Origin of the sequence: Mesorhizobium sp. B264B1B (assembly GCF_020165765.1) — a bacterium.
In the GTDB taxonomy this organism is placed as follows: Bacteria; Pseudomonadota; Alphaproteobacteria; order Rhizobiales; family Rhizobiaceae; genus Mesorhizobium.
Genome location: NZ_JAIUIS010000005.1, coordinates 176,802 through 199,542, shown reverse-complemented (window position 1 = coordinate 199,542; position 22,741 = coordinate 176,802). Strand labels below are relative to the sequence as shown.

Sequence of the window (22,741 nt, the reverse complement as noted above, 5' to 3'; positions counted from 1 at the left end):
CACGCCGCTGGAGCTCAGGCGTGGCCGGCCGCTACACTCAAATGCGCGAGGTCGATGCCGATCGAGGCGAGAATCCGGTCGTATTTGCGCTCGATGTCGGTATCGAACAGAAGCTCCGGAGTGGCCGGACAGGTCAGCCAGCCGTTTTCGGCTATCTCGGTTTCCAACTGGCCGGCGCCCCAGCCCGAATAGCCCAGCGCCATCAGCGCGTGACGGGGTCCCCGGCCCGACGATATGGCGCGCAATATGTCGACGGTCGCGGTCAGGCAGACATCGTCGGAAACGGTCAGCGAAGACTCCACCCGGTAATCGCCCGTATGCAGCACGAAGCCGCGGCTGCGGTCGACGGGCCCGCCATTGCGAACGACGAAATCACGGGTACGGGCGGGCAACCGGATCGCCTCGTGCTCGTTCATGATGCCGAGTTGCACCAAAAGGTCCGGAAACAGCATCTGCTGCGTCTGGTTGATGATCAGGCCCATCGCGCCCTCATCGCTGTGGGCGCAGATGTAGATGACCGAGCGCGTGAAACGGTCGTCCTTCATGCCGGGCATGGCAATGAGGAACTGATCGTCGAGAAAGCCGCTGCCGGCGGCTGTCTTCTTGTGGCGCAACAAGTCCATGATCAGAGGGTAACGCGTTTCCCGGGCGCCGAAAAGATGTACCGCGCCGGTTTTCGACCAAGCCCGTGCCGCCGGCCGATCATTGCCTGCGGCAAAGGTCACGCAAATATGATACCGGCAAGACCATGAAATCATTGCACGGCCATGAACGGACGATCAAATCATCACCATGCAAAGCTTGAAAATCCTGTTGCTCGGCGCCGCTGTCGGATCGGCAATCACACTCCCAGCCGCCGCCTCTTCGTCCGCCTGGTACAACAGCGAAGGCGGCAAGGTACGGCTGGTGACGAGCGGCAAGCCCGACGATGCCGGCCGCATCCGGGGCGTTCTCGACATAGCGCTCAAGCCTGGCTGGAAGACTTATTGGCGCGACCCGGGCGACGCGGGTGTGCCGCCGCAACTCGATATCTCCGCCAGCACCAACATTTCCGATGCCAGCCTCTCCTTCCCGGCGCCGAAGCGTCATGACGACGGCTACGGCAAATGGGCGGGCTACGACTATCCGGTCTCGCTGCCGGTGACGTTCACGCTGTCGGCCGCGAAGGATCCGTCCGTCATCGACGCCGACATTTTCCTCGGCATTTGCGAGACGATATGCATCCCTGTGCAGACGCGGCTGACCGTCGACCCCGGCTCCGACCCGGACAATGCCGAGGACGCGGAGCTGGTCAAGGCGAGCTTCGCCGCCTTGCCCGCGCCGGCAAGATCCGACTTCGGCATCAACGTGCTGCCGGGCGACCATGAAACGCTGGTTGTGGAGGCGAGCTTTCCCGGCGATCCGGAAGCGGCGGACTTCTTCGTCGCAGGAGACCGCGACTACATGTTCGGTTCGCCGGCCCGTAGCCAGAAGGACGGCAAGCTGGTCTTCACCGTGCCGATCCTCGACCGGCCATCGACGACACCCACGGATGGCGGACTTCACTATACGCTGACGAGTTCGGCAGGCGCGGTCGAAGGGCTCTTGCCTTTCCCTTGATCCAGCCCCCGCGATGGTTGCGGGAAACCGCATAGTTCGCTACCCAAGGCTACGTCCTTCCCCATTCTCCCAAGCGAGGAACTCATGACCATTTCCGCTGGCGACAGACTGCCCGATACGACGTTCAAGACGATGACTGCCGACGGTCCCAAGCCGATCACGACGGCCGAGATTTTTGCGGGAAAGAAGGTCGTGCTGTTTGCTGTGCCGGGCGCCTTCACGCCGACCTGCAGCAACAATCATTTGCCCGGCTACCTGGAGAACCGCGACGCCATCCTGGCGCGCGGTGTCGATACGATCGCCGTGGTTTCGGTCAACGACGTCCATGTCATGGGCGCCTGGGCGCGCTTCACCGGCGGTGAAGGCAAGATCCTGTTCCTCGCCGACGGCAATGGCGACTTCGCCAAGGCGATCGGCCTCGACGCCGACTTCTCCGGCGGAGGCATGGGTCTTCGGTCGAAGCGGTTTTCAATGATCGTCGATGACGGCAAGGTCACCGCCCTCAATGTCGAGACCAAGCCCGGCGTCGATGAATCCGGCGCCGCCAAGATCCTCGAACTGCTCTGACCATGACGTTCGACATCGCCTGGCGTAGCGTGGCGATCGGCGTCGGCGCCACGCTACTGATGGATATCTGGGCCTTTCTTCTCTACAAGATGTTCGGTCAAGCACGGCCGAACTGGGCCCCCGTTGGCCGCTGGGTCTGGCATTTACGGGAAAAAGTCTTTCACGACGATATTGGCGATGCGACGCCCTATGTACACGAATCGGCTTTGGGCTGGGCCTTTCACTATGTTGTCGGCATCGTCTACGGCATCATCCTTGTCGTGGTGGCCGGAGCGGGCTGGCTTGTCGCGCCGACTTTCCTGCCGGCTTTCATCCTCGGCATGGTCACGGTCGGCGCCGGCTGGTTCCTGCTGGCGCCCGGCATGGGCGCGGGCTGGGCAGCGTCGAAGCGGCCCAACCCGATGAAGGTACGGGCGCTGAATCTGGTGTCACACACAGTGTTCGCTTTCGGACTCTACGGTACGGCGCTGCTGATCCGCTGAGGATCTGCGGCTGTGCCGGCCTGCCGATCGGCCGCCACCCGTGGACAATTCGGCGCGCGTCGTCCCATTCCGGCACCGGAATCTTGGCGTCCACCTGAGCCTGGGGATGCGTCACATAGCGCAGGCCCGGCATGACAGAGATCCCAGCCTGGGGATGGTGCCGCCCCGGAATTCAATAGCTTTGGGTCGAACGCCGCGCCTTTGCCACCGCCGGCTGCTTGGACTGCGAGACCGGCTTGGGTGGGGTAGAAACAAGCCTGACCGGGCCCTTCTTGAACGGCGCCATGCCCTCACGAGCGAGTTCGTCGGCGCGTTCGTTCTCGGTATGGCCGGCATGGCCCTTGACCCAGATCCAGGTGACCTTGTGACGCCGATTGGCTTCATCCAGCGCCTGCCAGAGTTCGCCGTTCTTGACGGGCTTCTTGTCGGCGGTCTTCCAGCCGTTCTTCTTCCAGCCATGGATCCACTTTGAAATGCCGTCCATGACATATTTGCTGTCGGTGTGAAGATCGACGGTGCAAGGCTCCTTGAGCGCATTCAGCGCCGAGATGGCGGCAAGCAATTCCATGCGGTTGTTGGTCGTCTCGGCCTCGCCACCCGATAGTTCCTTGGTGGCGCCGTTGAAGCGCAGGATCGCGCCCCAGCCGCCCGGGCCAGGATTGCCCGAACAGGCGCCATCGGTGAAGATCTCAACGTGTTTGCTCATGCCAGCCCATATTCCGAAGCAGATTTGATCGTCCGATGAAACCGCATTCTCCTGATGTATTCGGTCGGATCGCGTTTCATTACCAGCCCGCCACCGGGAACGGTCAGCCAGTCATACAGCCGGGTCAGCATGAAACGCAGCGCCGAGCCCCGTGCCAGCATCGGAAGTGCCGCCTTTTCCTGATTGCTCAGAGGCCGCACACCTTGGTAGCCGGCAAGCAGCGCCTTGCCCTTGGTGAGATTGAAGGAAAAATCCTTCTCGAAACACCAGGCGTTCAGGCATGTGGCGACGTCATAGGCGTAGAGGTCGTTGCAAGCGAAATAAAAATCAATCAAGCCGGAGAGCTTCTCGCCGAGAAAGAACACATTGTCCGGGAAAAGATCGGCGTGGATGATGCCTTCCGGGAGACCCTTCGGCCAATTCCGCTCGAAGTCGGCGAAGTCGGCGTCGACTTCGGCCGCAAGGCCCGGCTCGACCTCATCGGCACGGTCGCGAGCTGCCGACCAGAGCTTGCGCCAGCCGTCGATTGCGAGCGCATTGGGGCGGATCATCGGAAAGTCGGCACCGGCCAGGTGCAGGGAGGCCAGCGCCTTGCCGACCTCGGCGCAATGGATGGATGTCGGTCGCCGGAGCGAGAGACCCTCGAGGAAAGTGATGATGACGGCCGGCCGGCCCGCCAGCGTGCCGATGACGCTGCCGTCATGCGCGGTTACCGGCAGCGGGCAGGACACGCCCTTTTTGGCGAGATGACCCATCAACCCGAGGAAAAACGGCAGATCCGCCTTTTCGACCCGTCTTTCATAGAGCGTCAGGATGTAGGAGCCGCTGGAGGTGTGCAGCAAAAAATTCGAGTTCTCGGTGCCCTCCGCGATGCCCTTGTAGGACAGGAGATCGCCGACTGGGTAGTGCTTCAGGAATGCGCCGAGTTCGCCTTCCGCAACGTCGGTGTAGACCGCCATGTGCCTTACGGCGCCCCGTTGACGAAAGCCATGTCGGCCGCCGTCAGTTCGACATCGCGCAGTACCCGCATGACGGGAAAATCCTCCGTTTCGGTGGCCGTGATGGCCAGGTCGATCGTGACATCGAAGCGCTGGCGGAACGCATCGATGATCTCGTCGACGATGATCTCCGGGGCGGATGCCCCCGCCGACAGACCGAGCGTCGAGATGTCGCCGATGTCATCCCACGGAATCTCGGCGGCGCGCTGCACGAGAAGCGACATCGCAGCCCCCGCACGCTCAGCCACTTCGACAAGACGCCGCGAATTGGAGGAATTGGGCGCGCCGACGATCAGGTAGAGATCGGCCCCCGCGGCTGTATCCTTGACCGCTTCCTGACGGTTCGTGGTGGCATAGCAGATCGATTCCGCCGCCGGCGCCTTCAGGTCGGGAAAGCGGTCCTGCAGCGCGCGGATGATGCCGGCCGTGTCCTCGACCGATAGCGTGGTCTGGGTGACGAAGCCGAGCGCCTTCGGGTCCGCCGGCGCAAGCCTCGCGGCATCGGCTTCGGTCTCGATCAGCGTTACCGCACCCTCCGGCAATTGTCCCATCGTGCCGATCACCTCGGGATGTCCGGCATGGCCGATCAGGAGCACGTGGCGGCCGAGCCGCTGGTGGCGCATCGCTTGCTTGTGGACCTTGGAGACCAGCGGACAGGTGGCGTCGAGATAGAACAAATTGCGCGCCTGGGCATCCGCCGGTACCGACTTCGGCACGCCATGCGCGGAAAAGACGACCGGCGACTGCCGATGTTCGGCCGGAATCTCGGAAAGTTCCTCGATAAAGACGGCGCCAAGGCTTTGCAGACCCTCGACGACATAGCGGTTGTGCACGATCTCATGGCGGACATAGACCGGCGCGCCATATTTCTTCAGCGCCAGCACGACGATCTGGATAGCACGGTCGACGCCGGCGCAAAAACCGCGCGGCTGGCAGAGGCGGATCGTCAGAGAAGGCTTTGTCGTGGTCTGAAGCATGAATCCGGGCCGTTTGATCAGAGCCGAAATGAGGTGCCTACCCCCGTCCTGTCAAGGGCGATGGCCCTTCAAGCGGGTCGGTCGCGCTCATTCCTCTTTCGCTGGCCTGCGAAGCCGCAGGATGAGAACGGCGGCAAGTGCCGCGGCAAGCCCATACCAGGTCACGGCATATTGCAGATGGCTGTTCGGCAGGTCGATGATGGTGACACCGCCGATGGGCAAACCGCCCGGATTCGGCGTCTTGTCGGCGTCGATGAAGATTGGCACCAGCTTGGCGCTCGCCGGCAAGCCAGCGCTCGCCGCCATCACGTCACGGTCCTTCCAGTAAAAGATGTTCTTCGCCACGTCGTTGTCGGGAAGCATCATCGACGGCTTTGCCGGCAGCGGATTGCGAGCGAGGCCGGTGACCGTGACCTTGCCCGCGACCTGTCCCTTGGCGCGCTTGGCGGCATCCTTCAGATCGTATGGCACGAAACCGCGATTGATCAGGACGAAGCGGCCATCGTCGAGGGCCAGCGGCGTGTAGACGTTGAAGCCGGCTTCGCCTTCCCATGTTGCGTAGAAATGCCGCTCGCCGGAATGCAGGAACGTGCCGGTCACCGTCACCGGCGTGTAGTCGACGTCCCCAGTCGAGGCGAATTGTTTCTCCACCTCGGCCAGCGGGAGCGGCGGCGAGTGGGTGCGCTGGTCGATGGTCTGGATAAGACCTTCCTTCCAGTGCAGGCGCTGGACCTGCCAGGTGCCGAGCGCCAGCAGGATCAGGAGCAGGACGAGGCCAATGCCAAGCAGCAATACCGATCCTGGCCGCGAACGACCGCCCTTGGCGGACATGTCGGTCATTCGCCGCGATCCAGCCGGCCCTCGGCCGCCTTGTTGCGGTACTGCAGCGTAAGCAGCACCCCCTTGATCAGCCGGAGCGCCGTCAGGCACAGCACCAGCGCCAGCGGGATCCAGACCAGCAGATGCAGCCAGAGCGGCGGGCTCAGCGTCACTTCGACCCAGAGCGCCAGGCCGACGATGATGAAGCCGATGATCAGGATGACGAAAACCGCGGGCCCGTCGCCGGCATCGGCATAGGAATAATCAAGACCGCAATTGGTGCAGCGTTTGCCTACGGTGAGAAAGCCGGAAAACAGCCGCCCCTCGCCGCAGCGCGGGCAGCGTCCATGCAAGCCCGCGGAAATAGGGTCGATCGGAGGCCAGATCGCCTTGTCGTCGCTCATTGCTTACCGCTCAATCCTGATGGGTGTTCCATCGATCACCACCGCCCAGACTTCGTCCATGCCGGAGTCCGTAACGGCAATGCCGCCGTCGGTCCAGCCGACCAATTGAAGCAGCCGCCGAATCCGTTCGGCTGGCCGTGGATCATGATCATACCGCCGGCATCGACACTGTGCGCCCTCGCAACCGCCCGGATCGCATTGGACCGAAAAGAAGAAGGGCGGCCACGTTGCCGCAGCCGCCCCTTCAAAGTCATCAGACCGGTATCAGTGGGCTTCGATTACCGCGCCGACCGATCCCCAGACATAGATCGAGGCGAACAGGAACAACCAGACCACGTCGACGAAATGCCAGTACCATGCGGCAGCCTCGAAACCGAAATGCTGCTTGGGCGTGAAATCGCCCTTCATGGCCCGGATCAGGCAGACGGCCAAGAAGATGGTGCCGATGATGACATGGAAGCCGTGGAAGCCGGTCGCCATGAAGAAGGTGGCGCCGTAGATGGAATCCTTGAAGGCGAACGGAGCATGCATGTACTCGTAGGCCTGCACCATGGTGAACAGCATGCCGAGGCCGACGGTCAGCACCAGCCCGTTGATCAGCCCCTTGCGATCGCCGTGGATAAGGGAGTGGTGCGCCCAGGTGACCGTGGTGCCCGACAACAGCAGGATCACGGTGTTATAGAGCGGCAGGTGGAAAGGATCGAGAACCTCCATGCCCTTCGGCGGCCAGACACCGCCGGTGAACGCGGTGCGGGCATATTGGTGGGCTTCGCTCGGAAACAGGCTGGCATCGAAATAGGCCCAGAACCAAGCGACGAAGAACATCACCTCGGAGGCGATGAACATGATCATGCCATAGCGCAGATGCAACGACACGACCCGCGTGTGATGGCCCTCATGCGCTTCCTTGATCGTGTCCGACCACCAGGCGAACATGGTGTAGAGGACGATCGCGAGGCCGATGAAGAACAGCCACGGATTGGCGATGTTGAAGCCGAAGATCGGGAACGAGCCGCCCTTCAGGTATTCCATGAGGCAAACGCCGCCAAAGGCGGTGACGAGCGCCCCTATCGATCCCAGGAAAGGCCACGGGCTCGGGTCGACGAGATGATAGTCGTGATGTTTTGCGTGCGCGTCTGCCATATCAACCCCCGAGATTTCCTTCGGTATTTGAAATTGTCTTGCTGTTGCCCTGGACCGGCTCTGACGATGCGACCGGCTTGTTCTTCTCGACCGGAAACATCGTGTAGGACAGGGTGATCGTCTTCACGTCCTTCAGTTCCGGCACGTTGACGATATCGGGGTCCACGTAGAACAGGACCGGCATGTCAAGCGTTTCGCCGGGCTTCAGCGTGGTGTCGGTGAAGCAGAAGCATTCGACCTTGTTGAAATAGGGACCCGCCAGTTCAGGCTGGACATTGAAGGTGGCGCGGCCGGTGATGGGGCGATCGAACTTGTTGGTCGCCTGATAGTGCGCCTGCACCGTCTCGCCGATCTTCATGGTCATCGAGCGCTGGACCGGCTGGAAATCCCACGGCACGCCGGCGATATTGGCGTCGAAGCGGACGGTGATCTCGCGATCGAGCACGCGGCCGGCATACTGCTTCTCGACGCGTTGCGTCGTGCCGCCATAGCCTGTCGCCTGGCAGAACATCTTGTACAGCGGCACCGCGGCATAGGCCATGCCGATCATGCCGGTGAAGAAGGCAACGCAGACGGCCGCAACAAGGCGGTTGCTGTTGTGCCCGGCCGGTTTGGCGCTCGTGTCGACACCCATCTCCCGCCTCACATCGTGCCAGAGAGGTTATGACCGAACTTCACGATCGTCGCGATATAGAAGATAACGACCAGCACGGCCAAGGCTACGCCGATGGCGACCGAGCGGTTGCGCCGGGCCTTCCGCTGGCGTTCGGTCAAGGTGACCGTTTCGAGCTTGTCTTCGATCATGCTCATGCTCCACCCACCGCAAGTGCACGTTCGACGACGCTGTCGGCGAGATAGACGGCGAAGATGGCGAAGAGATAGAGCAGCGAATAGCCGAACAACGCCTTGGCTGGCTTCATCGCGCGATCGTCGTCGGACATGCCAAGCACTTTCCACGCATACCAGACAAAGCCGAGCCCGAGCAGCAGGGCAGCCACGCCATAGAACGGCGTGGTGTAGCCAAGCAGCCACGGCAGCACACCGACCGGGGCCAGCACCAGAGCATAGGCGAAGATCTGACGGCGGGTCGACGCCGGGCCGGCGACATTGGGCATCATCGGGATGCCGGCGCGTTCATAATCCTGCGACTTGAACAGCGCCAGCGCCCAGAAATGCGGCGGCGTCCACAGGAAGATGATGAGGAACAGGACGACGCTCTCCAGGCTGACCGTGCCGGTCACCGCGGCCCAGCCGATCACGGGCGGAATGGCGCCGGCAGCACCGCCGATGACGATGTTCTGCGGCGTCCAGCGCTTCAGCCACATTGTGTAGACGACGGCATAGAAGAAGATGGTGAAGGCCAGCAGCGCCGCCGACAGCCAGTTGACCAGCACGCCGAGCGTCATCACCGACAAAACCGAAAGCACCAACCCAAAGCTCAACGCCTCGTGGGGCTGGATGCGGCCGGCCGGCACCGGGCGGGTGGCGGTGCGTGTCATCACCGCGTCGATATCGGCATCGTACCACATATTGAGCGCGCCGGAGGCACCAGCCCCGATGGCAATAGCCAGGATCGCGATCACCGCCAGCAGCGGATTGATGGTCACGGGTGCCGCGACCAGTCCGACAAAGGCGGTGAACACCACCAGCGACATGACGCGCGGCTTCAGGAGGGCGAAGAAATCACCCGCCGTCGCTTCCGACATGCGGAAGCCCGCTTCGTCAATGCTGGTTTCGTCGACAAGGGCCATGCGTACTCAAATCCATATTCCGTTTGGCCGAAACCGCCGGCAGGCCGGCGGTTTCGATTCCGGGCTGCCGCCTTATTTGATCTTCGGCAGCTGCTCCCATTGGTGGAACGGCGGCGGCGACGGCAGCTGCCATTCCAGCGTCGTTGCGCCCTCGCCCCATGGATTGGCGCCAGCGATCCGCTTCTTCTGGAAGGCTTCGAACACGCCATAGAGGAAGATCACCACGCCGACGGCCGAAATGTACGAACCGTAGGACGACACCATGTTCCAGCCCGCAAACGCGTCCGGATAGTCGATGGTGCGGCGCGGCATGCCGGCAAGGCCGAGGAAGTGCTGCGGGAAGAAGACAAGGTTGACGCCGACGAACATGACCCAGAAATGGGTGTTGGCGATGACGGGCGAATACATGTAGCCGGTCATCTTCGGGAACCAGTAGTACCAGCCGGCGAAGATGGCGAACACCGCCCCCAGCGACAGCACGTAATGGAAGTGCGCGATCACGAAATAGGTGTCGTGCAGCGACCGGTCGAGACCGGCATTGGCCAGCTGAACCCCGGTAACACCACCGATCGTGAACAGGAAGATGAAGCCCAGCGCCCACAGCATCGGCGGCTTGAACGATATCGATCCGCCCCACATCGTCGCGATCCAGGAGAAGATCTTCACGCCCGTCGGCACCGCGATGACCATGGTGGCGAAGACGAAGTAGCGCTGCGTGTCGAGCGACAGGCCGGTCGTGTACATGTGGTGCGCCCAGACGATGAAGCCGACCGCGCCGATCGCGACCATGGCGTAGGCCATGCCGAGATAGCCGAACACCGGCTTGCGCGAGAAGGTGGAGACGATATGGCTGATGATGCCGAAGCCCGGCAGGATCAGGATATACACTTCCGGATGGCCGAAGAACCAGAACAGGTGCTGGAACAGCAGCGGATCGCCGCCGCCATCGGGAGCGAAAAAGGTCGTGCCGAAATTGCGGTCGGTAAGCAGCATGGTGATGCCGCCGGCAAGGACCGGAAGCGACAACAGCAGCAGGAATGCGGTGACCAGCACCGACCAAGCAAACAGCGGCATCTTGTGCAGCGTCATGCCTGGCGCGCGCATGTTGAAGATGGTGGTGATGAAGTTGATGGCACCCAGGATCGAGGACGCGCCGGCGATGTGAATCGACAGGATCGCCAGATCCATGGCCGGACCGGGCTGACCGGAGGTCGAAAGCGGCGGATAGAGCGTCCAGCCGCCGCCGACGCCGTAGGCGCCAGGCGCGCTCGGCACGAACATCGAGATAAGCAGCAGGATGAAAGCCGGCGGCAGCAGCCAGAACGAGATGTTGTTCATGCGCGGGAACGCCATGTCCGGGGCGCCGATCATGATCGGCACCATCCAGTTGGCAAAACCGCCGATCAGGGCCGGCATGACCATGAAGAAGATCATGATCAGCGCGTGCGCTGTGGCGAAGGCGTTGTACATGCTCTTGCCGCCGTCGATCGCGGCGTCACCGTTCATGCCGTAGACCATCTGCGCCAGACCGCTGAAGATCTGGATGCCAGGCTCCTGCAACTCCATGCGGATGGCGACCGACAGCGCGCCGCCGATGATGCCGGCCATGATCGCGAAGATCAGGTAGAGCGTACCGATGTCCTTGTGGTTGGTCGAATAAACCCAGCGCACCCAACCATGATAAGGCTTGTGGTCGTGCCCGTCGTGAGCTGCAGCGTCTGCCATGTTCCGCTCCGTTCCCTAAATCTTGCTAACCCGCGGCATCAGTTGCCGGCGGCCGCTACCTTGTTCTGGCCATCGACCTCGGCCATCAGCGTCTTGTTGGCGCCGGGCAGATCGGTCTTGGCCGCAGCCAGCCAGGTCTTGAACTGCGCGTCGGAGACGACGCGGATGGCGATCGGCATGAAGGCATGGTCCTTGCCGCAGAGCTGCGAGCACTGGCCGTAGTAGAGGCCTTCCTTCTCCGCCTTGAACCAGGTCTCGTTGGTGCGGCCGGGAATGGCATCGATCTTGATGCCGAAGGACGGCATGGCGAAGGAATGGATCACGTCGGTCGCGGTGACGAGCACCCGGGTCATCGTGTGGACGGGCACCACCATCTCGTTGTCGACGGCAAGCAGGCGCGGATAGACCTTGCGATCTTCCTTGCCGGCGGCGGCACGGTCGCCATCCTGGAGGATCGCCGAGTTGAACGAGAGCGTGTTGTCGGTCTGGTATTCGTAATCCCAGTTCCACTGGTTGCCCGTCGCCTTGACGGTGAGCTTGGCTTCTTCCGGCGGCGTGTACTGCGCGGTCAAGAGCTGGAACGAGGGGATGGCGAGGCAGAGCAGGACGACGACGGGGCCGACAGTCCAGATCACCTCGATCAGCGTGTTGTGGCTGGTCTTGGACGGAACCGGGTTGGCGCTCGCGCGGAATTTCACGATGCAGTAGATCAGAAGGACCAATACTAGGGCGGTGATCGGGATGATGAACCACATCGTGTAGTTTCCGAACCACTCGATCTGGCGCATCATGTCGGTTGCCGGCGCCTGGAAGGTCGTCTCCCACTCGACGGGCTGATCGGCATGGGCGGCCGTGCCGGCGAAAAACGTGGTAACGGCACAAGCGCTTAGAAACTTGGCACTTGCTGGAAGCTTGGCGTTTGCCAGGAAATTTCTCATCGCCCTCTTCGTCTCCCAGTTCCTCGCGGCTGTGTCCACGAGAATAACGAACAATGCCGGGACGGGAATCCCGACTGTCTCAAGCTGGTTCAAACCATACTCTTTTTCCCTCCGCAAGAAAGGAGCGGAGGAAACCGTGCGGCATTTTTGCGCGCAAGCCGGAATGCATCTTTGAAGGCGGCGGCCGCCATGGCGAATCGGCTATGTTCAACGGATCGGCTGCTTCCTGCCGGCCGGCGCGCCTGGCGTCGTAATTCGGGCGAAATTGGCTAGGAAAAGCGCCGCATGGGCATTTTCGTGGCGGCTCGGCCGCTGTCTCGTCCTTTACTTGGCTTTGGCGCGGCTTAAAGTGCCGTGATTCGCAATGGAGCCGTCATGAACTCTTGGCTGTCGGGATTTGGGCTTTCGAGCCCCTTGGCGAAGGTCATCTTTCTCGCCGCCTTGTCCGTCGCCGGCTTGTCGGCCGCCGGCCAGGCCAACGCGGCCCAGCCGAGCGGCACGGTGCGCTCGACCCATGGCGCGTGGTCGATCATCTGCGACACGCCGGCCGGCGCCACGTCCGAACAATGCGTGATGATGCAGAACGTCGTCGCCGAGGACCGCCCCGAGATGGGGCTGTCGGTCGTGGTGCTGCGCACCGCCGACAACAAGGCGGAGATCCTGCGCGTGCTGGCGCCGCTCGGCGTGCTCTTGCCCAACGGGCTCGGCCTCAATGTCGACGGCAAGGATATCGGCCGCGCTTATTTCGTGCGCTGCTTCCAGGACGGCTGCTACGCTGAGGTCATTCTCGAGAAGCCGCTGCTCGATACGCTGAAGACCGGCACGTCGGCCACGTTCATCGTCTTCCAGACGCCAGAAGAAGGCATCGGCATCCCGGTGGACCTCAAGGGTTTTGCTGACGGATTTGCGGCCCTGCCGTAGACTCCCGCGCCTCGACCCGGGAGCTGCCGATCAACGATAGGTTTTCCGGACCTGGGATAGATCCGGGACGCCGCCGCCCTGCATTTGAATGACGATTGGCGATTGTCTGGGCGCGGCTTCGCGCCTACATCCCGGATATAACCATTCATCCACGGACATACGCCATGAACAGCCTTATCGGCCAATTCGATATTTCCGACGATCGCGTCAAGGAGATCGTCGCAGAGACCATCAACGGCGCCGACGATGGCGAGTTGTTCGTCGAATACAGCGAGAGCGAAGCGCTGATGTTCGACAACGGTCGGCTGAAGACGGCCAATTTCAACACCGACCAGGGTTTCGGCCTACGCGCGGTTGCCGGCGAAGCCAGCGGCTATGCCCACTCCAGCGACCTGTCCGAGGCTTCGCTGCGACGCGCGGCTGACGCCGTCTCGACCGTTAAGGGCGGTTATTCCGGAACGCTTGCCGCCGCGCCCGCCCGCACCAACCGCCATCTCTATGGCGATGAGAACCCGATCCCCTCCCCTTCCTTCGAGGCCAAGGCGAAGCTGTTGCAGGAAGTCGACGCATGGCTGCGCGCCGAGGATCCGCGCGTGCGCCAGGTCTCGGCATCGCTGACCTCGTCCTGGCAGCATGTCGAGATCGTGCGCGCCGACGGCCAGGTGGTGCGCGACATCCGGCCGCTGGTCAGGGTGAACGTGTCGGTGGTGGTCGGCGACGGCGACCGCCAGGAAAGCGGCTCCTACGGCATGGGCGGACGCAAGGCGTTCGGCGACTTCCTCGTCGAGGACAGCTGGAAGCACGCCGCCAAGGAGGCGCTGCGTCAGGCGCTGGTCAATCTCGAAGCCGTACCGGCGCCGGCCGGCACTTTCGACATCGTGCTCTCCAGCGGCTGGCCCGGCGTCATGCTGCACGAGGCCGTCGGCCACGGGCTTGAAGGCGACTTCAACCGCAAGAAAACTTCAGCTTTCGCCGGCCTGATGGGCCAGCAGGTGGCGGCAAAGGGCGTCACCGTCGTCGATGACGGCACGATCGCCGAGCGGCGCGGATCGCTCACCGTCGACGATGAAGGCACGCCTTCGGCGCGCAACGTGCTGATCGAGGACGGCAAGCTGGTCGGTTACATGCAGGACCGCCAGAACGCCCGGCTGATGGGCATGCGGGCCACCGGCAACGGAAGGCGCGAGGGCTACGCGCACCAGCCGATGCCGCGCATGACCAACACCTACATGACATCGGGCGACATGGAGCCGGACGAGATCATCGCCTCGGTCAGGAACGGCATCTATGCCGTCTCCTTCGGCGGCGGCCAGGTCGACATCACCTCCGGAAAGTTCGTGTTCGGCTGCACCGAAGCCTACATGATCGAGAACGGCAAGGTGACGCAACCGATCAAGGGCGCAATGCTGATCGGTAACGGGCCCGACGCCATGCACCGCGTTTCGATGATCGGCAATGACATGAAGCTCGACAACGGCATCGGCATGTGCGGCAAGGCTGGACAGGGCGTGCCGGTCGGCGTCGGCCAGCCGCACCTCAGAATGGACCAGATGACGGTCGGCGGCACAAGGGTTTGAAGCCGCCTCGTGGCCAGTCTGCTAGGTCTTGCTCACAGACCGGCGCGACGTGGCATACAGGATCAGGAAGCCGATAACGCCGCCGATCGCGTACTGGGTCCATGCACTCAGGTAGTCGACGGTCCCATCATGGCCCGAGACATAGAGCGCAACGCCGACAAACGTCATGACCGCGACGCCAAGCGCATAGGATGGCACCAGCCCCACACGCGTGAATTTTCTCAAGATCCAAGCGAGCACCGCACCGGTGAGCGCCATGATGAGAGCCGAACCAAAAATCTCGGCAACAAAACCTGGTGAAATCATCTTCTCCCCCTATCCCAATTTGGATTATGCCTTTTTGAGGGGCAGATTCAACCGCAGTGGCGATGATCCACAACTTTAGCGATAAACCTGGCTGGGATTTCGGGGCAGACTGCATGACGCTGCCGGTCTCGCTGAGCAGGGCTAAGCGCCTAGCGTCTTTTCCGCGGCTTCTCCAGCAAGGCAACAGCCTCGACATGGGGCGACCACAGAAACTGATCGATCGGCGTCACGCTTTTCACCGCGTAGCCGCCGTCGATGAGGATGCGCAAATCCCGCGCGAGCGTCACCGGGTTGCAGGAGACCGCGGCAACGAATGGAACATCCGAGCGGGCGATCTGCTTCGACTGATCCTCCGCGCCCGCGCGGGGCGGATCGAAGACAACGCCATCAAAGGCGTTTAACTCCTTGAACGTCAGCGGACGGCGGAACAGGTCTCGGCGCTCGCCGGTCACGCGTTTCAGGCCGGTGGCGAAGCGTGAACCCCGATCGAGCGCCGAAAGTGCGGCCGCATCGCCCTCCACCGCATGCACTTCCGATCTCGCGGCCAACCGCAGGGCGAAGCTGCCGCAGCCGGCGAAGAGATCGGCAATTTTTTTGGCACGTTTCAGATGTCCGCCGACGATATCGGCCATGGTCCGTTCGGCTGCCTCCGTCGCCTGCAGGAAGGCGCCCGGCGGCACCGCGACGGCAACGCTGCCGAACATGACGACAGGCTTCTTCGGCTCGATGATGATCTCGTCATCGATGGACAGTCTGGCAAAGCCCTGCGCAATGACAAAATTGGCGGCGATGCGGCGCTGGTTTTCGCCGAGCTTGCCCGATTCATGCACCGCCACGTCGAGGCCGGAACCCGTCACTGTGACCGCCATGCGAAACGATTTCGGGGTGGCGCAGATCAATTCGGCGAGTGCCCTCAAGCCGTCGAGCGCGCTGACGATCCCAGGCAGCGAGATCGGGCATTCGGAGATGGAAATGATTTCCGGCGACAGATGGCGATTGAAGCCGAGCAGCATGCCTGTTTCGGTGCGCCTGGCGGCGAGCACGACGCGGCGGCGCGTGTGCGGCGCGCAGGCGACCAGACCGCCTATTTCGCAATCGATGCCTCTCAGCGCATGCACGACCTTCTCGCGCTTCCACTGCTGATAGGCTTGCGCCTCCAAATGCTGGAGGGCGCAGCCGCCGCACTCGCCGAAATGTCGGCAGGCGGGTTCGATGCGCAGGGGCGAGGCCTCGATCAGCGCCATCAGCGTGGCGCGATCCCTTTCACGCGCCGCGGTGACGACCTCGCCTGGCAGCGTGAAAGGAATGAACAGATCGCCGCTTTCGGTGTCGGCGATGCCATCTCCCTGGGCGCCAAGCTTTTTGATGGTGAAGCGTGCGCTCATCGGTCCTTGACCCCACCAAGCAGGAATTCGCGATTGCCGTCACCGCCCTCGATTGGCGACAGATGCAAGCCGAGCGAGCGCCAGCCGGGCACGGCATCCAGCCAATCCTGCAGCAAGCCGGCGACACGGGCGGCATGATAGGGGTCTTTCAGCAGGCCGCCCTTGCCGATCGCCTCGCGACCCGCCTCGAACTGCGGCTTGACCAGAAACATCGCTGCGGCACCCGGCTTGGCGATGGCAAGCGCAGGCGGCAGGGCCAGTTTCAGTGAAATGAAACTGACGTCGGAGACTATGAAGTCCGGACTCCGGCCGCCAAGATCGGCGGTTGAGAGATCGCGGGCGTTCAGCCCCTCGATGACCGTCACGCGCGCGTCCTTGCCGATATCAGCATGCATCTGTCCGTGACCGACATCGATCGCCGTGACATGGGTCGCGCCGCGTTCGAGCAGGACCTGGGTGAATCCGCCGGTCGAGGCGCCGATGTCGAGCGCCTCACAGCCGGCCGGATCGAGGCCGAAATGGTCGAGCCCGGCGATCAGCTTCAGCGCCGCGCGTGAGACATAGCCTTGGGCCGGGTCATCAACGGCGATGACGCATTCCGGTTGCACGGCCTGACCCGGCTTGCGGCCAATGACGCCATCAACAGTTACCGTACCACGTTCGATCGCGTCACGTGCACGCGAGCGGCTGGAAAACAGCCCACGCGCTACGAGCAGATCGTCGAGCCGCTGGCGCGTGCTGGCTGGCCGGGGAAAATTCATCGGTCTTCCTTGGCGAAAGCCGGCGGCGAAGGCAAGGAGATTGGAGCAGGAGAAGCAACATCGCCGCAGGGCAGCGACCGCAGAGAGCCGCTCGCGGCCAGTCGCATATCGCATCAGGTCGGCCACGATGATAAGGAAGAAACGCCGTTTTGCTGCCGAAGGCGAAGGAGGACGGATGCTTACGGGAACCTGCCATTGCGGTGCGGCCCACGGACCTTGAAGGGCGATCATCCCGGGCCGATCACCGCTTGCAACTGCACGCTGTGCCGACGTTACGGCGCGCTCTGGGCCTACGACTTTGTCGATGAACGTATCCGCGTCGTGGGGCCGATAAAAAGCTATAAACGTGCCGGCAAGGCCGAACCCACGCTCGAGATCCTGTTCTGCCCGACATGTGCGTGCGTGCTTGCCTGGCGCGGTTTGCGCTCAGCCGAGTCCGGTCGCACGCGGATCGCCGTCAATGTAAGGCTTGCGCCGCCGGAAGCCGTGGCCGACCTGCCGATCGACCATTTCGACGGTCTCGAGACCTACGACGATCTGCCGCGCGATGGCCGCTGCGTGCGCGACATGTGGTTTTGATTTGGGTGGTTTGATTTGGGCGAGATCAGAAGATGGTGCGGGGAGCCTGCCGTTCGACGGCGGGAGACAGGCCGTCATCCCGATCGCGGGCAACTTCCCTGCGCGGGCGCTCGACTGGCGCGGCGGATGCCGATGCGGCGTCCGGCGGGACAACAAGCTGCGGCAGCTGCTTGTAGGAGAAGCCGCCCCTGATATGCCCCATCCTGCTGGCGACTATATCCACGGCCGCCTTCTCGAGATTGCGGTCGTAGCGCGTTCCGGCGATGGCCGGCGCTGCGATGGCGGTCAGGATCGCCATGCCCCACAGAAGCGTCTTCACTGTTGTTGTCTCCCTGCCTGGCCAGAACCTAGCAGCGTGCCGTTGAAAAACGGGCAAGAGACACGGTAAGCAAAACGCCAAACCGCAATGTCAACAATGCGTTACGACATCGAGCCGGCAAACCGATTCAAGCGCTTGATGTGTCGAGTCAGGCGCGCTGGGCGTGGGCCGCCTGCCCGAGGGCGGTGAAAACCGTATGGACGATGCCGGCGGCATCGAGACCGGCATCGGCATACATCTTTTCCGGCTTGGCGTGGTCGGCAAACACGTCCGGTAGCACAAGCGGGCGCACTTTCAGGCCGCTTTCCAGCAGGCCCTCATGGGCGAGGAACTGCAAAACGTGACTGGCGAAGCCGCCGACGGCGCCCTCCTCCACCGTGACCAGAACCTCGTGCGAGCGGGCCAGCCGTCGGATCAGGTCCTCGTCGAGCGGCTTCGCGAAGCGCGCATCGGCGACGGTGGTCGAAAGCCCGGCCGCGCCCAGCTCCTCGGCCGCGATCAGGCAATCCTGCAAGCGCGTGCCGAAGGAGAGGAGTGCCACCTTGCCGCCTTCCCTGATGATGCGGCCCTTGCCGATTTCGAGCACCGAGCCGCGATCGGGCATGTCGACGCCGACGCCATTGCCGCGCGGATAGCGGAAGGCGATCGGGCCGTCATCGTAGGTTGCCGCAGTGCGCACCATGTGGCGCAGTTCCGCCTCGTCGGCCGCCGCCATGACGACGAAGCCCGGCAGGGAGGCCAGGAAGGTGGTGTCGAAGGCGCCGCAATGGGTGGCGCCGTCGGCTCCGACGAAGCCGGCGCGATCGATGGGGAAGCGCACCGGCAATTTCTGGATCGCCACGTCGTGCACGACCTGATCGTAGGCACGTTGCAAGAAGGTCGAATAGATCGCCGCGAACGGCTTGTAGCCTTCGGTCGCGAGGCCGGCCGCGAACGTCACCGCATGCTGTTCGGCGATGCCGACGTCGAAGGTCCTGGCCGGAAACACTTCGCCGAACAGATCAAGCCCGGTGCCGCCCGGCATAGCGGCGGTGACGGCGACGATGCGCTCGTCCTCCTGGGCCTCCCGGATCAGGCTTTCGGCGAACACCTTGGTATAGGCCGGCGCGTTGGCCGGGGCCTTGGCCTGAGCGCCGGTGATGACGTCGAACTTGTTGACGCCGTGATATTTGTCGGCCGCGGCCTCGGCCGGCGCGTAGCCCTTGCCCTTCTGGGTGACGACATGGATCAGCACGGGGCCCTTGCCATTGTCACGGACATTTTTCAGCACCGGGATCAGATGGTCCAGATTGTGACCGTCGATCGGACCGATGTGGTAGAAGCCGAGCTCCTCGAACAGCGTGCCGCCGGTGACGTAGCCGCGCGCATGCTCGACCGCCCTGGTGATGGCACGGTCGGCACGCTTGCCAAGATACGAGGTCAGTTTCTTGCCGAAGTCGCGCAGGCCGACATAGGCCTTGCCAGAGGCCAGGCGCGCCAGATAGGCGCTCATGGCGCCGGTCGGCGGGGCGATCGACATGTCGTTGTCGTTGAGGATGACGATCAGGCGGGCGTCGAGCGCACCGGCATTGTTCATCGCCTCGTAGGCCATGCCGGCCGACATGGCGCCGTCGCCGATGACAGCGATGACATTGTTGCGGCCGCCGGCAAGATCGCGGGCCGCCGCCATGCCGAGGCCGGCCGATATCGACGTCGAGGAGTGGGCGGCGCCAAACGGATCGTATTCGCTTTCGGTGCGGCGGGTGAAGCCGGAGAGGCCGCCCTCCTGCCGCAGGGTGCGGATGCGATCGCGGCGCCCGGTCAGGATCTTGTGCGGATAGGCCTGGTGGCCGACATCCCAGATCAACCGGTCATCGGGCGTGTTGAAGACATAGTGCAGCGCCACGGTCAGTTCGACCACGCCAAGCCCGGCGCCGAGATGACCGCCGGTGCGCGACACCGCGTCGATCAGTTCGAGGCGAAGCTCCGATGCCAGTTGCGGCAATTCGCTTTCGGAAAGCGTGCGCAGCTCGGCCGGGATGCGGACCTTGTCGAGAAGCGGCGTATGCGGCGTTGCGTTCACGGGTAGGCCCAAGCTTCTGTTCATGCGCGGGATAGGCCGCCGGCAGGCGAAAGTAAATGCCTGCCAAATGACGCGAAAGGCACGCCCCGTCGTCGACTTCCTCAGCCTTCCGGCAGTGGAATGAACTCTTCCTCATCGCCGGGAACGATGTCGAAGCGGCCGGTCTTCCATTCTTGCTTGGCCTGTTCGATGCGCTCCTTGGAGGACGAGACAAAATTCCACCAGATGTAGCGCTTCGAGCCCAGCGAGGCACCGCCGAAAAGCATGAAATGGGCACCAGCCTGTGAGGATACGACGATCTCGTCGCCGGGCCGGAACACCAGAAGCCGTTCCGCCGGAAACACGTCGCCGGAAATCGAGACCTCGCCTTCCAGCGTATAGATGGCGCGTTCTTCCGCGTCAGCAGGGATTTTCACGCTGGCGCCGGGCGCCAGCCTGAGGTCGGCGTAGAGCGTCTCGGAATCGGCTCGCACCGGGGAACGCAGCCCCTGGAAATCGCCTATAACGATGCGGCCGCTGACGCCTTCCGCGTCGATGTCGGGAAGCCGCGCGACAGCGGTGTTTTCGAAAACCGGCGCCACTTCCTCCTTGCCGTCCGGCAGCGCCAACCATGTCTGCAGCCCCGAGATCGACATCGGCGCGCCGCGCAGTTCTTCCGGCGTGCGCTCCGAATGGACGATGCCGCGGCCGGCGGTCATCAGGTTCACGTCACCCGGCTCGATCACCATCTCGGTGCCGAGCGAATCGCGATGCCTGATCCTGCCGTCGAACAGGTAGGTGACCGTCGACAGGCCGATATGAGGATGCGGCCGGACGTCGAGCGCCTGACCGGCACGCAGGATGGCCGGGCCCATGCGGTCGAAGAAGATGAAGGGACCGACCAGCCGCCTTTTGGCAGTCGGCAAGGCGCGGCGAACCTGAAAACCGCCAATGTCCTTGGCGTTCGGAATGACCATCAATTCGATCTGGTCGCTGGCAAAGGCATCGCCGGCTTCAGGATCCTTCCCGGGAAAGAAGCTCATGAACTCTCCTTGTCAGCGGCCGATGGCTGCTTTGGCCAGATCAGGCAAAGCGGATCGCCGCCTTCGCCCGCAGCTTGGCCGCAACCTCCTCGCGATTGCGCGGATGCTGGTTGGTTTCAAGCGAATCGAGAAGCTCGCGCGCCGACGCCGCGATGGCCTCGACGGCATGGTCGAATGCGTGCTGGTTCTGCTTCGAAGGCCGCGTCGTTCCGCTCAGCTTGCGAACGAATTGAAGGGCTGCATCGCGCACCTCGTCGTTGGTCGCCGGCGGATCAAAATTGAACAGGGTCTTGATGTTTCTGCACATCGCTTCCGTATCTCCTCTTGTCCTGGAGCCGTTTCAATCGGGACGCGTTCTATCCTCAATCATGATCATGTCAAAAACCAGAGAGACGGCTGCGTGCCTCAATCCGCGTCCAGCGGCTCCGTCCCGACCGGCTTGCCGTCGCGGGACAGCCTGATCTTCTCCACCTTGTCCTCGGCCGCCTTCAGCAGCCGGTCGCAATGCACCTTCAGCGCCTCGCCGCGCTCGTAGATCCTGATCGACTGGTCGAGCGGCACATCGCCACGCTCCAGATCATCGACGATCTTCTCCAGCGCGTCGAGAGCCTGTTCGAAGCTCATCGCCTTGACGTCTTCGTTGGTTTCACCAGCCATCATTCATCCTTTCATCAGTCGCCCGACATGGGCGGCGACCGAAAATGCCAATCCTTGCAGATCGTAGCCGCCCTCGAGCAGGCTGACGAGCCGGTTGCCGCTGTGGCGCGCCGCGCGCTGCATGAGTTGGCCGGTCGCCCAGTCGAAATCATCCTCGGTCAGGTTGATCTCGGCCAGCGGGTCGCGATGATGCGCATCGAAGCCGGCCGAAATAATGATCAGGTCGGGTGCAAAATTGTCGAGCGAGGGCAGCACGCGCGACAGGAAGGCATCGCGGAACGCCTCGCTGCCGGTCTGCGGCGCAAGCGGCGCGTTGACGATGTTGCCGGCGCCGGTTTCGTTCTTTGCTCCGGTGCCGGGGTAGAGCGGCATCTGGTGCGTCGAGCAATAAAGCACGGACGGATCGTCCCAGAAAACATCCTGCGTGCCGTTGCCGTGATGCACGTCCCAGTCGACGATGGCGACACGTTCGATATCGTGTTTGCGCTGTGCATAACGTGCGGCGATGGCCGCCGTGTTGAACAGGCAGAAGCCCATCGCGGTCGCTTTCTCGGCATGATGGCCGGGCGGCCGGGCGGCGACGAAAACGTTGTCTGCCCTGCCGGCAAAGACGTCGTCGACGGCGGCGTTGGCGGCTCCGATCGCGGTGATCGCCGCCTGCCAGCTCTTCGGGCTGGCCGTTGTGTCGGCATCGATGCGGGCGATGCCCGTCTCGGGAATGGCGGCGCGTACCCGCTCGACGAAATCCTCGGGATGCGCGTAGAGAATGGTGGCCTCGTCGCCTTCCGGCGCCTCGAGGCGGTCGAGCGCGGCAAAAGCCTCGTCGTCGAGCACGCGCTCGATGGCGCGCAAGCGGTCCGGCCGCTCCGGATGGCCGGGCGGCGTGATGTGCTCAAGGAAGATCGGATGGGTGTAGAGACGAGTGGCCATGCCCCCTATCTAGTGCCCCGGCGCGGCGATGGCCATGCGTTGCGGCCTGATGGCTGGGGAAAATCGCGCCTGCGTCCATTCGCGTCGCCGCGGGGATTGGCGGCGCAGGGGCT

At 63.1% G+C, this 22,741-nt stretch carries 26 protein-coding genes and 1 pseudogene; 6 read left to right on the top strand and 21 right to left on the bottom strand.

Annotation, left to right across the window (positions count from 1 at the left end):
- Window positions 1–14: 14 nt before the first annotated feature.
- Window positions 15–623, bottom strand: a complete 609-nt coding sequence (locus LB547_RS12540; protein ID WP_140494949.1) for a YqgE/AlgH family protein — start codon at window positions 621–623, stop codon at window positions 15–17.
- Between the two features lie 169 nt (window positions 624–792).
- On the opposite strand from LB547_RS12540, the gene LB547_RS12535 reads away from it, so the two are divergent.
- From LB547_RS12535 to LB547_RS12525, 3 genes are all read left to right on the top strand, one after another.
- Entirely contained in the window at window positions 793–1,599 is an 807-nt protein-coding gene (locus LB547_RS12535) for a protein-disulfide reductase DsbD domain-containing protein (RefSeq protein WP_140671824.1), read from the top strand.
- 84 nt (window positions 1,600–1,683) lie between these two features.
- Complete coding sequence (locus LB547_RS12530; protein WP_140558196.1) at window positions 1,684–2,166, top strand: peroxiredoxin; 483 nt, start codon at window positions 1,684–1,686, stop codon at window positions 2,164–2,166.
- 2 nt (window positions 2,167–2,168) lie between these two features.
- The gene (locus LB547_RS12525; protein ID WP_140762701.1) at window positions 2,169–2,648 is read left to right on the top strand and encodes a DUF2938 domain-containing protein; all 480 of its coding nucleotides are present in this window, start codon (window positions 2,169–2,171) and stop codon (window positions 2,646–2,648) included.
- 172 nt (window positions 2,649–2,820) lie between these two features.
- Here the strand turns inward: LB547_RS12525 and rnhA are convergent, their stop codons facing one another.
- The 11 genes from rnhA to coxB form a co-directional block, all read right to left on the bottom strand.
- Window positions 2,821–3,354, bottom strand: a complete 534-nt coding sequence (gene rnhA / locus LB547_RS12520; protein WP_140494956.1) for a ribonuclease HI — start codon at window positions 3,352–3,354, stop codon at window positions 2,821–2,823.
- Window positions 3,351–4,313 (bottom strand): homoserine kinase, encoded by a 963-nt coding sequence (locus LB547_RS12515; protein WP_140623526.1) that lies wholly within the window; start codon window positions 4,311–4,313, stop codon window positions 3,351–3,353. Before LB547_RS12515 ends, rnhA begins: the two co-directional genes overlap by 4 nt.
- 5 nt (window positions 4,314–4,318) lie before the next feature.
- Window positions 4,319–5,329 (bottom strand): 4-hydroxy-3-methylbut-2-enyl diphosphate reductase, encoded by a 1,011-nt coding sequence (gene ispH / locus LB547_RS12510; RefSeq protein ID WP_140494960.1) that lies wholly within the window; start codon window positions 5,327–5,329, stop codon window positions 4,319–4,321.
- An 87-nt stretch (window positions 5,330–5,416) separates the two neighbouring features.
- Entirely contained in the window at window positions 5,417–6,160 is a 744-nt protein-coding gene (locus LB547_RS12505) for an SURF1 family protein (RefSeq protein ID WP_411908937.1), read from the bottom strand.
- Between the two features lie 5 nt (window positions 6,161–6,165).
- Window positions 6,166–6,552, bottom strand: a complete 387-nt coding sequence (locus tag LB547_RS12500; RefSeq protein WP_140494962.1) for a DUF983 domain-containing protein — start codon at window positions 6,550–6,552, stop codon at window positions 6,166–6,168.
- A 264-nt stretch (window positions 6,553–6,816) separates the two neighbouring features.
- A complete protein-coding gene (locus LB547_RS12490; protein ID WP_140494964.1) occupies window positions 6,817–7,695 on the bottom strand; it encodes a cytochrome c oxidase subunit 3 in 879 nt (292 codons plus the stop codon).
- Window position 7,696: 1 nt separating this feature from the next.
- Complete coding sequence (locus tag LB547_RS12485) at window positions 7,697–8,329, bottom strand: cytochrome c oxidase assembly protein (RefSeq protein WP_140494966.1); 633 nt, start codon at window positions 8,327–8,329, stop codon at window positions 7,697–7,699.
- A gap of 8 nt (window positions 8,330–8,337) precedes the next feature.
- Window positions 8,338–8,499: a hypothetical protein gene (locus LB547_RS12480; protein ID WP_140494968.1), complete on the bottom strand. Its 162-nt coding sequence runs from the start codon at window positions 8,497–8,499 to the stop codon at window positions 8,338–8,340.
- Between the two features lie 2 nt (window positions 8,500–8,501).
- Complete coding sequence (locus LB547_RS12475) at window positions 8,502–9,446, bottom strand: heme o synthase (protein ID WP_140494970.1); 945 nt, start codon at window positions 9,444–9,446, stop codon at window positions 8,502–8,504.
- A 72-nt stretch (window positions 9,447–9,518) separates the two neighbouring features.
- A complete protein-coding gene (ctaD, locus tag LB547_RS12470) occupies window positions 9,519–11,171 on the bottom strand; it encodes a cytochrome c oxidase subunit I (protein WP_140494972.1) in 1,653 nt (550 codons plus the stop codon).
- A gap of 38 nt (window positions 11,172–11,209) precedes the next feature.
- A complete protein-coding gene (coxB, locus tag LB547_RS12465) occupies window positions 11,210–12,109 on the bottom strand; it encodes a cytochrome c oxidase subunit II (protein ID WP_140494974.1) in 900 nt (299 codons plus the stop codon).
- 375 nt (window positions 12,110–12,484) lie between these two features.
- On the opposite strand from coxB, the gene LB547_RS12460 reads away from it, so the two are divergent.
- Both LB547_RS12460 and tldD read left to right on the top strand, forming a co-directional pair.
- Window positions 12,485–13,030: an invasion associated locus B family protein gene (locus LB547_RS12460; protein WP_140494976.1), complete on the top strand. Its 546-nt coding sequence runs from the start codon at window positions 12,485–12,487 to the stop codon at window positions 13,028–13,030.
- Window positions 13,031–13,194: 164 nt separating this feature from the next.
- A complete protein-coding gene (gene tldD, locus LB547_RS12455; RefSeq protein ID WP_140514821.1) occupies window positions 13,195–14,607 on the top strand; it encodes a metalloprotease TldD in 1,413 nt (470 codons plus the stop codon).
- A gap of 21 nt (window positions 14,608–14,628) precedes the next feature.
- Here tldD and LB547_RS12450 read toward each other — a convergent pair whose 3' ends face one another.
- The 3 genes from LB547_RS12450 to LB547_RS12440 form a co-directional block, all read right to left on the bottom strand.
- The gene (locus tag LB547_RS12450) at window positions 14,629–14,913 is read right to left on the bottom strand and encodes a hypothetical protein (protein ID WP_140580781.1); all 285 of its coding nucleotides are present in this window, start codon (window positions 14,911–14,913) and stop codon (window positions 14,629–14,631) included.
- A gap of 149 nt (window positions 14,914–15,062) precedes the next feature.
- Window positions 15,063–16,298: a class I SAM-dependent RNA methyltransferase gene (locus LB547_RS12445; RefSeq protein ID WP_140762423.1), complete on the bottom strand. Its 1,236-nt coding sequence runs from the start codon at window positions 16,296–16,298 to the stop codon at window positions 15,063–15,065.
- Window positions 16,295–17,059 carry a TlyA family RNA methyltransferase gene (locus LB547_RS12440; protein ID WP_140514818.1) on the bottom strand — a complete coding sequence of 255 codons (765 nt, stop codon included), beginning with the start codon at window positions 17,057–17,059 and terminating at the stop codon, window positions 16,295–16,297. The genes LB547_RS12445 and LB547_RS12440 overlap by 4 nt, the downstream gene beginning before the upstream one ends.
- Before the next feature lie 175 nt (window positions 17,060–17,234).
- Between LB547_RS12440 and LB547_RS12435 the strand changes: the two are divergent.
- A pseudogene (locus tag LB547_RS12435) lies at window positions 17,235–17,638 on the top strand (GFA family protein).
- Window positions 17,639–17,663: 25 nt separating this feature from the next.
- Here LB547_RS12435 and LB547_RS12430 read toward each other — a convergent pair.
- The 6 genes from LB547_RS12430 to LB547_RS12405 all read right to left on the bottom strand — a co-directional run bounded on the left by LB547_RS12430 (window position 17,664) and on the right by LB547_RS12405 (window position 22,628).
- Window positions 17,664–17,957: a hypothetical protein gene (locus LB547_RS12430; RefSeq protein WP_140498068.1), complete on the bottom strand. Its 294-nt coding sequence runs from the start codon at window positions 17,955–17,957 to the stop codon at window positions 17,664–17,666.
- 148 nt (window positions 17,958–18,105) lie between these two features.
- Window positions 18,106–20,043, bottom strand: coding sequence for a 1-deoxy-D-xylulose-5-phosphate synthase (gene dxs / locus LB547_RS12425; protein ID WP_181167185.1), 1,938 nt, complete (start codon window positions 20,041–20,043; stop codon window positions 18,106–18,108).
- 77 nt (window positions 20,044–20,120) lie between these two features.
- Complete coding sequence (locus LB547_RS12420) at window positions 20,121–21,041, bottom strand: pirin family protein (protein ID WP_140498066.1); 921 nt, start codon at window positions 21,039–21,041, stop codon at window positions 20,121–20,123.
- A 40-nt stretch (window positions 21,042–21,081) separates the two neighbouring features.
- Entirely contained in the window at window positions 21,082–21,348 is a 267-nt protein-coding gene (locus LB547_RS12415; RefSeq protein ID WP_010914875.1) for a DUF2277 domain-containing protein, read from the bottom strand.
- Between the two features lie 98 nt (window positions 21,349–21,446).
- On the bottom strand, window positions 21,447–21,698 hold the full coding sequence (locus LB547_RS12410; RefSeq protein WP_140498064.1) for an exodeoxyribonuclease VII small subunit: 252 nt from the start codon (window positions 21,696–21,698) through the stop codon (window positions 21,447–21,449).
- 3 nt (window positions 21,699–21,701) lie between these two features.
- Window positions 21,702–22,628: a histone deacetylase family protein gene (locus LB547_RS12405; RefSeq protein ID WP_140655744.1), complete on the bottom strand. Its 927-nt coding sequence runs from the start codon at window positions 22,626–22,628 to the stop codon at window positions 21,702–21,704.
- Between the last annotated feature and the right edge of the window lie 113 nt (window positions 22,629–22,741).

Coding starts and splice junctions, on each gene's coding strand:
- LB547_RS12540 (WP_140494949.1), bottom strand. CDS start 623: ATGGACTTGTTGCGCCACAAGAAGACAGCCGCCGGCAGCGGCTTTCTC.
- LB547_RS12535 (WP_140671824.1), top strand. CDS start 793: ATGCAAAGCTTGAAAATCCTGTTGCTCGGCGCCGCTGTCGGATCGGCA.
- LB547_RS12530 (WP_140558196.1), top strand. CDS start 1,684: ATGACCATTTCCGCTGGCGACAGACTGCCCGATACGACGTTCAAGACG.
- LB547_RS12525 (WP_140762701.1), top strand. CDS start 2,169: ATGACGTTCGACATCGCCTGGCGTAGCGTGGCGATCGGCGTCGGCGCC.
- rnhA (WP_140494956.1), bottom strand. CDS start 3,354: ATGAGCAAACACGTTGAGATCTTCACCGATGGCGCCTGTTCGGGCAAT.
- LB547_RS12515 (WP_140623526.1), bottom strand. CDS start 4,313: ATGGCGGTCTACACCGACGTTGCGGAAGGCGAACTCGGCGCATTCCTG.
- ispH (WP_140494960.1), bottom strand. CDS start 5,329: ATGCTTCAGACCACGACAAAGCCTTCTCTGACGATCCGCCTCTGCCAG.
- LB547_RS12505 (WP_411908937.1), bottom strand. CDS start 6,160: ATGTCCGCCAAGGGCGGTCGTTCGCGGCCAGGATCGGTATTGCTGCTT.
- LB547_RS12500 (WP_140494962.1), bottom strand. CDS start 6,552: ATGAGCGACGACAAGGCGATCTGGCCTCCGATCGACCCTATTTCCGCG.
- LB547_RS12490 (WP_140494964.1), bottom strand. CDS start 7,695: ATGGCAGACGCGCACGCAAAACATCACGACTATCATCTCGTCGACCCG.
- LB547_RS12485 (WP_140494966.1), bottom strand. CDS start 8,329: ATGGGTGTCGACACGAGCGCCAAACCGGCCGGGCACAACAGCAACCGC.
- LB547_RS12480 (WP_140494968.1), bottom strand. CDS start 8,499: ATGATCGAAGACAAGCTCGAAACGGTCACCTTGACCGAACGCCAGCGG.
- LB547_RS12475 (WP_140494970.1), bottom strand. CDS start 9,446: ATGGCCCTTGTCGACGAAACCAGCATTGACGAAGCGGGCTTCCGCATG.
- ctaD (WP_140494972.1), bottom strand. CDS start 11,171: ATGGCAGACGCTGCAGCTCACGACGGGCACGACCACAAGCCTTATCAT.
- coxB (WP_140494974.1), bottom strand. CDS start 12,109: ATGAGAAATTTCCTGGCAAACGCCAAGCTTCCAGCAAGTGCCAAGTTT.
- LB547_RS12460 (WP_140494976.1), top strand. CDS start 12,485: ATGAACTCTTGGCTGTCGGGATTTGGGCTTTCGAGCCCCTTGGCGAAG.
- tldD (WP_140514821.1), top strand. CDS start 13,195: ATGAACAGCCTTATCGGCCAATTCGATATTTCCGACGATCGCGTCAAG.
- LB547_RS12450 (WP_140580781.1), bottom strand. CDS start 14,913: ATGATTTCACCAGGTTTTGTTGCCGAGATTTTTGGTTCGGCTCTCATC.
- LB547_RS12445 (WP_140762423.1), bottom strand. CDS start 16,298: ATGAGCGCACGCTTCACCATCAAAAAGCTTGGCGCCCAGGGAGATGGC.
- LB547_RS12440 (WP_140514818.1), bottom strand. CDS start 17,059: ATGAATTTTCCCCGGCCAGCCAGCACGCGCCAGCGGCTCGACGATCTG.
- dxs (WP_181167185.1), bottom strand. CDS start 20,043: ATGAACAGAAGCTTGGGCCTACCCGTGAACGCAACGCCGCATACGCCG.
- LB547_RS12420 (WP_140498066.1), bottom strand. CDS start 21,041: ATGAGCTTCTTTCCCGGGAAGGATCCTGAAGCCGGCGATGCCTTTGCC.
- LB547_RS12415 (WP_010914875.1), bottom strand. CDS start 21,348: ATGTGCAGAAACATCAAGACCCTGTTCAATTTTGATCCGCCGGCGACC.
- LB547_RS12410 (WP_140498064.1), bottom strand. CDS start 21,698: ATGGCTGGTGAAACCAACGAAGACGTCAAGGCGATGAGCTTCGAACAG.
- LB547_RS12405 (WP_140655744.1), bottom strand. CDS start 22,628: ATGGCCACTCGTCTCTACACCCATCCGATCTTCCTTGAGCACATCACG.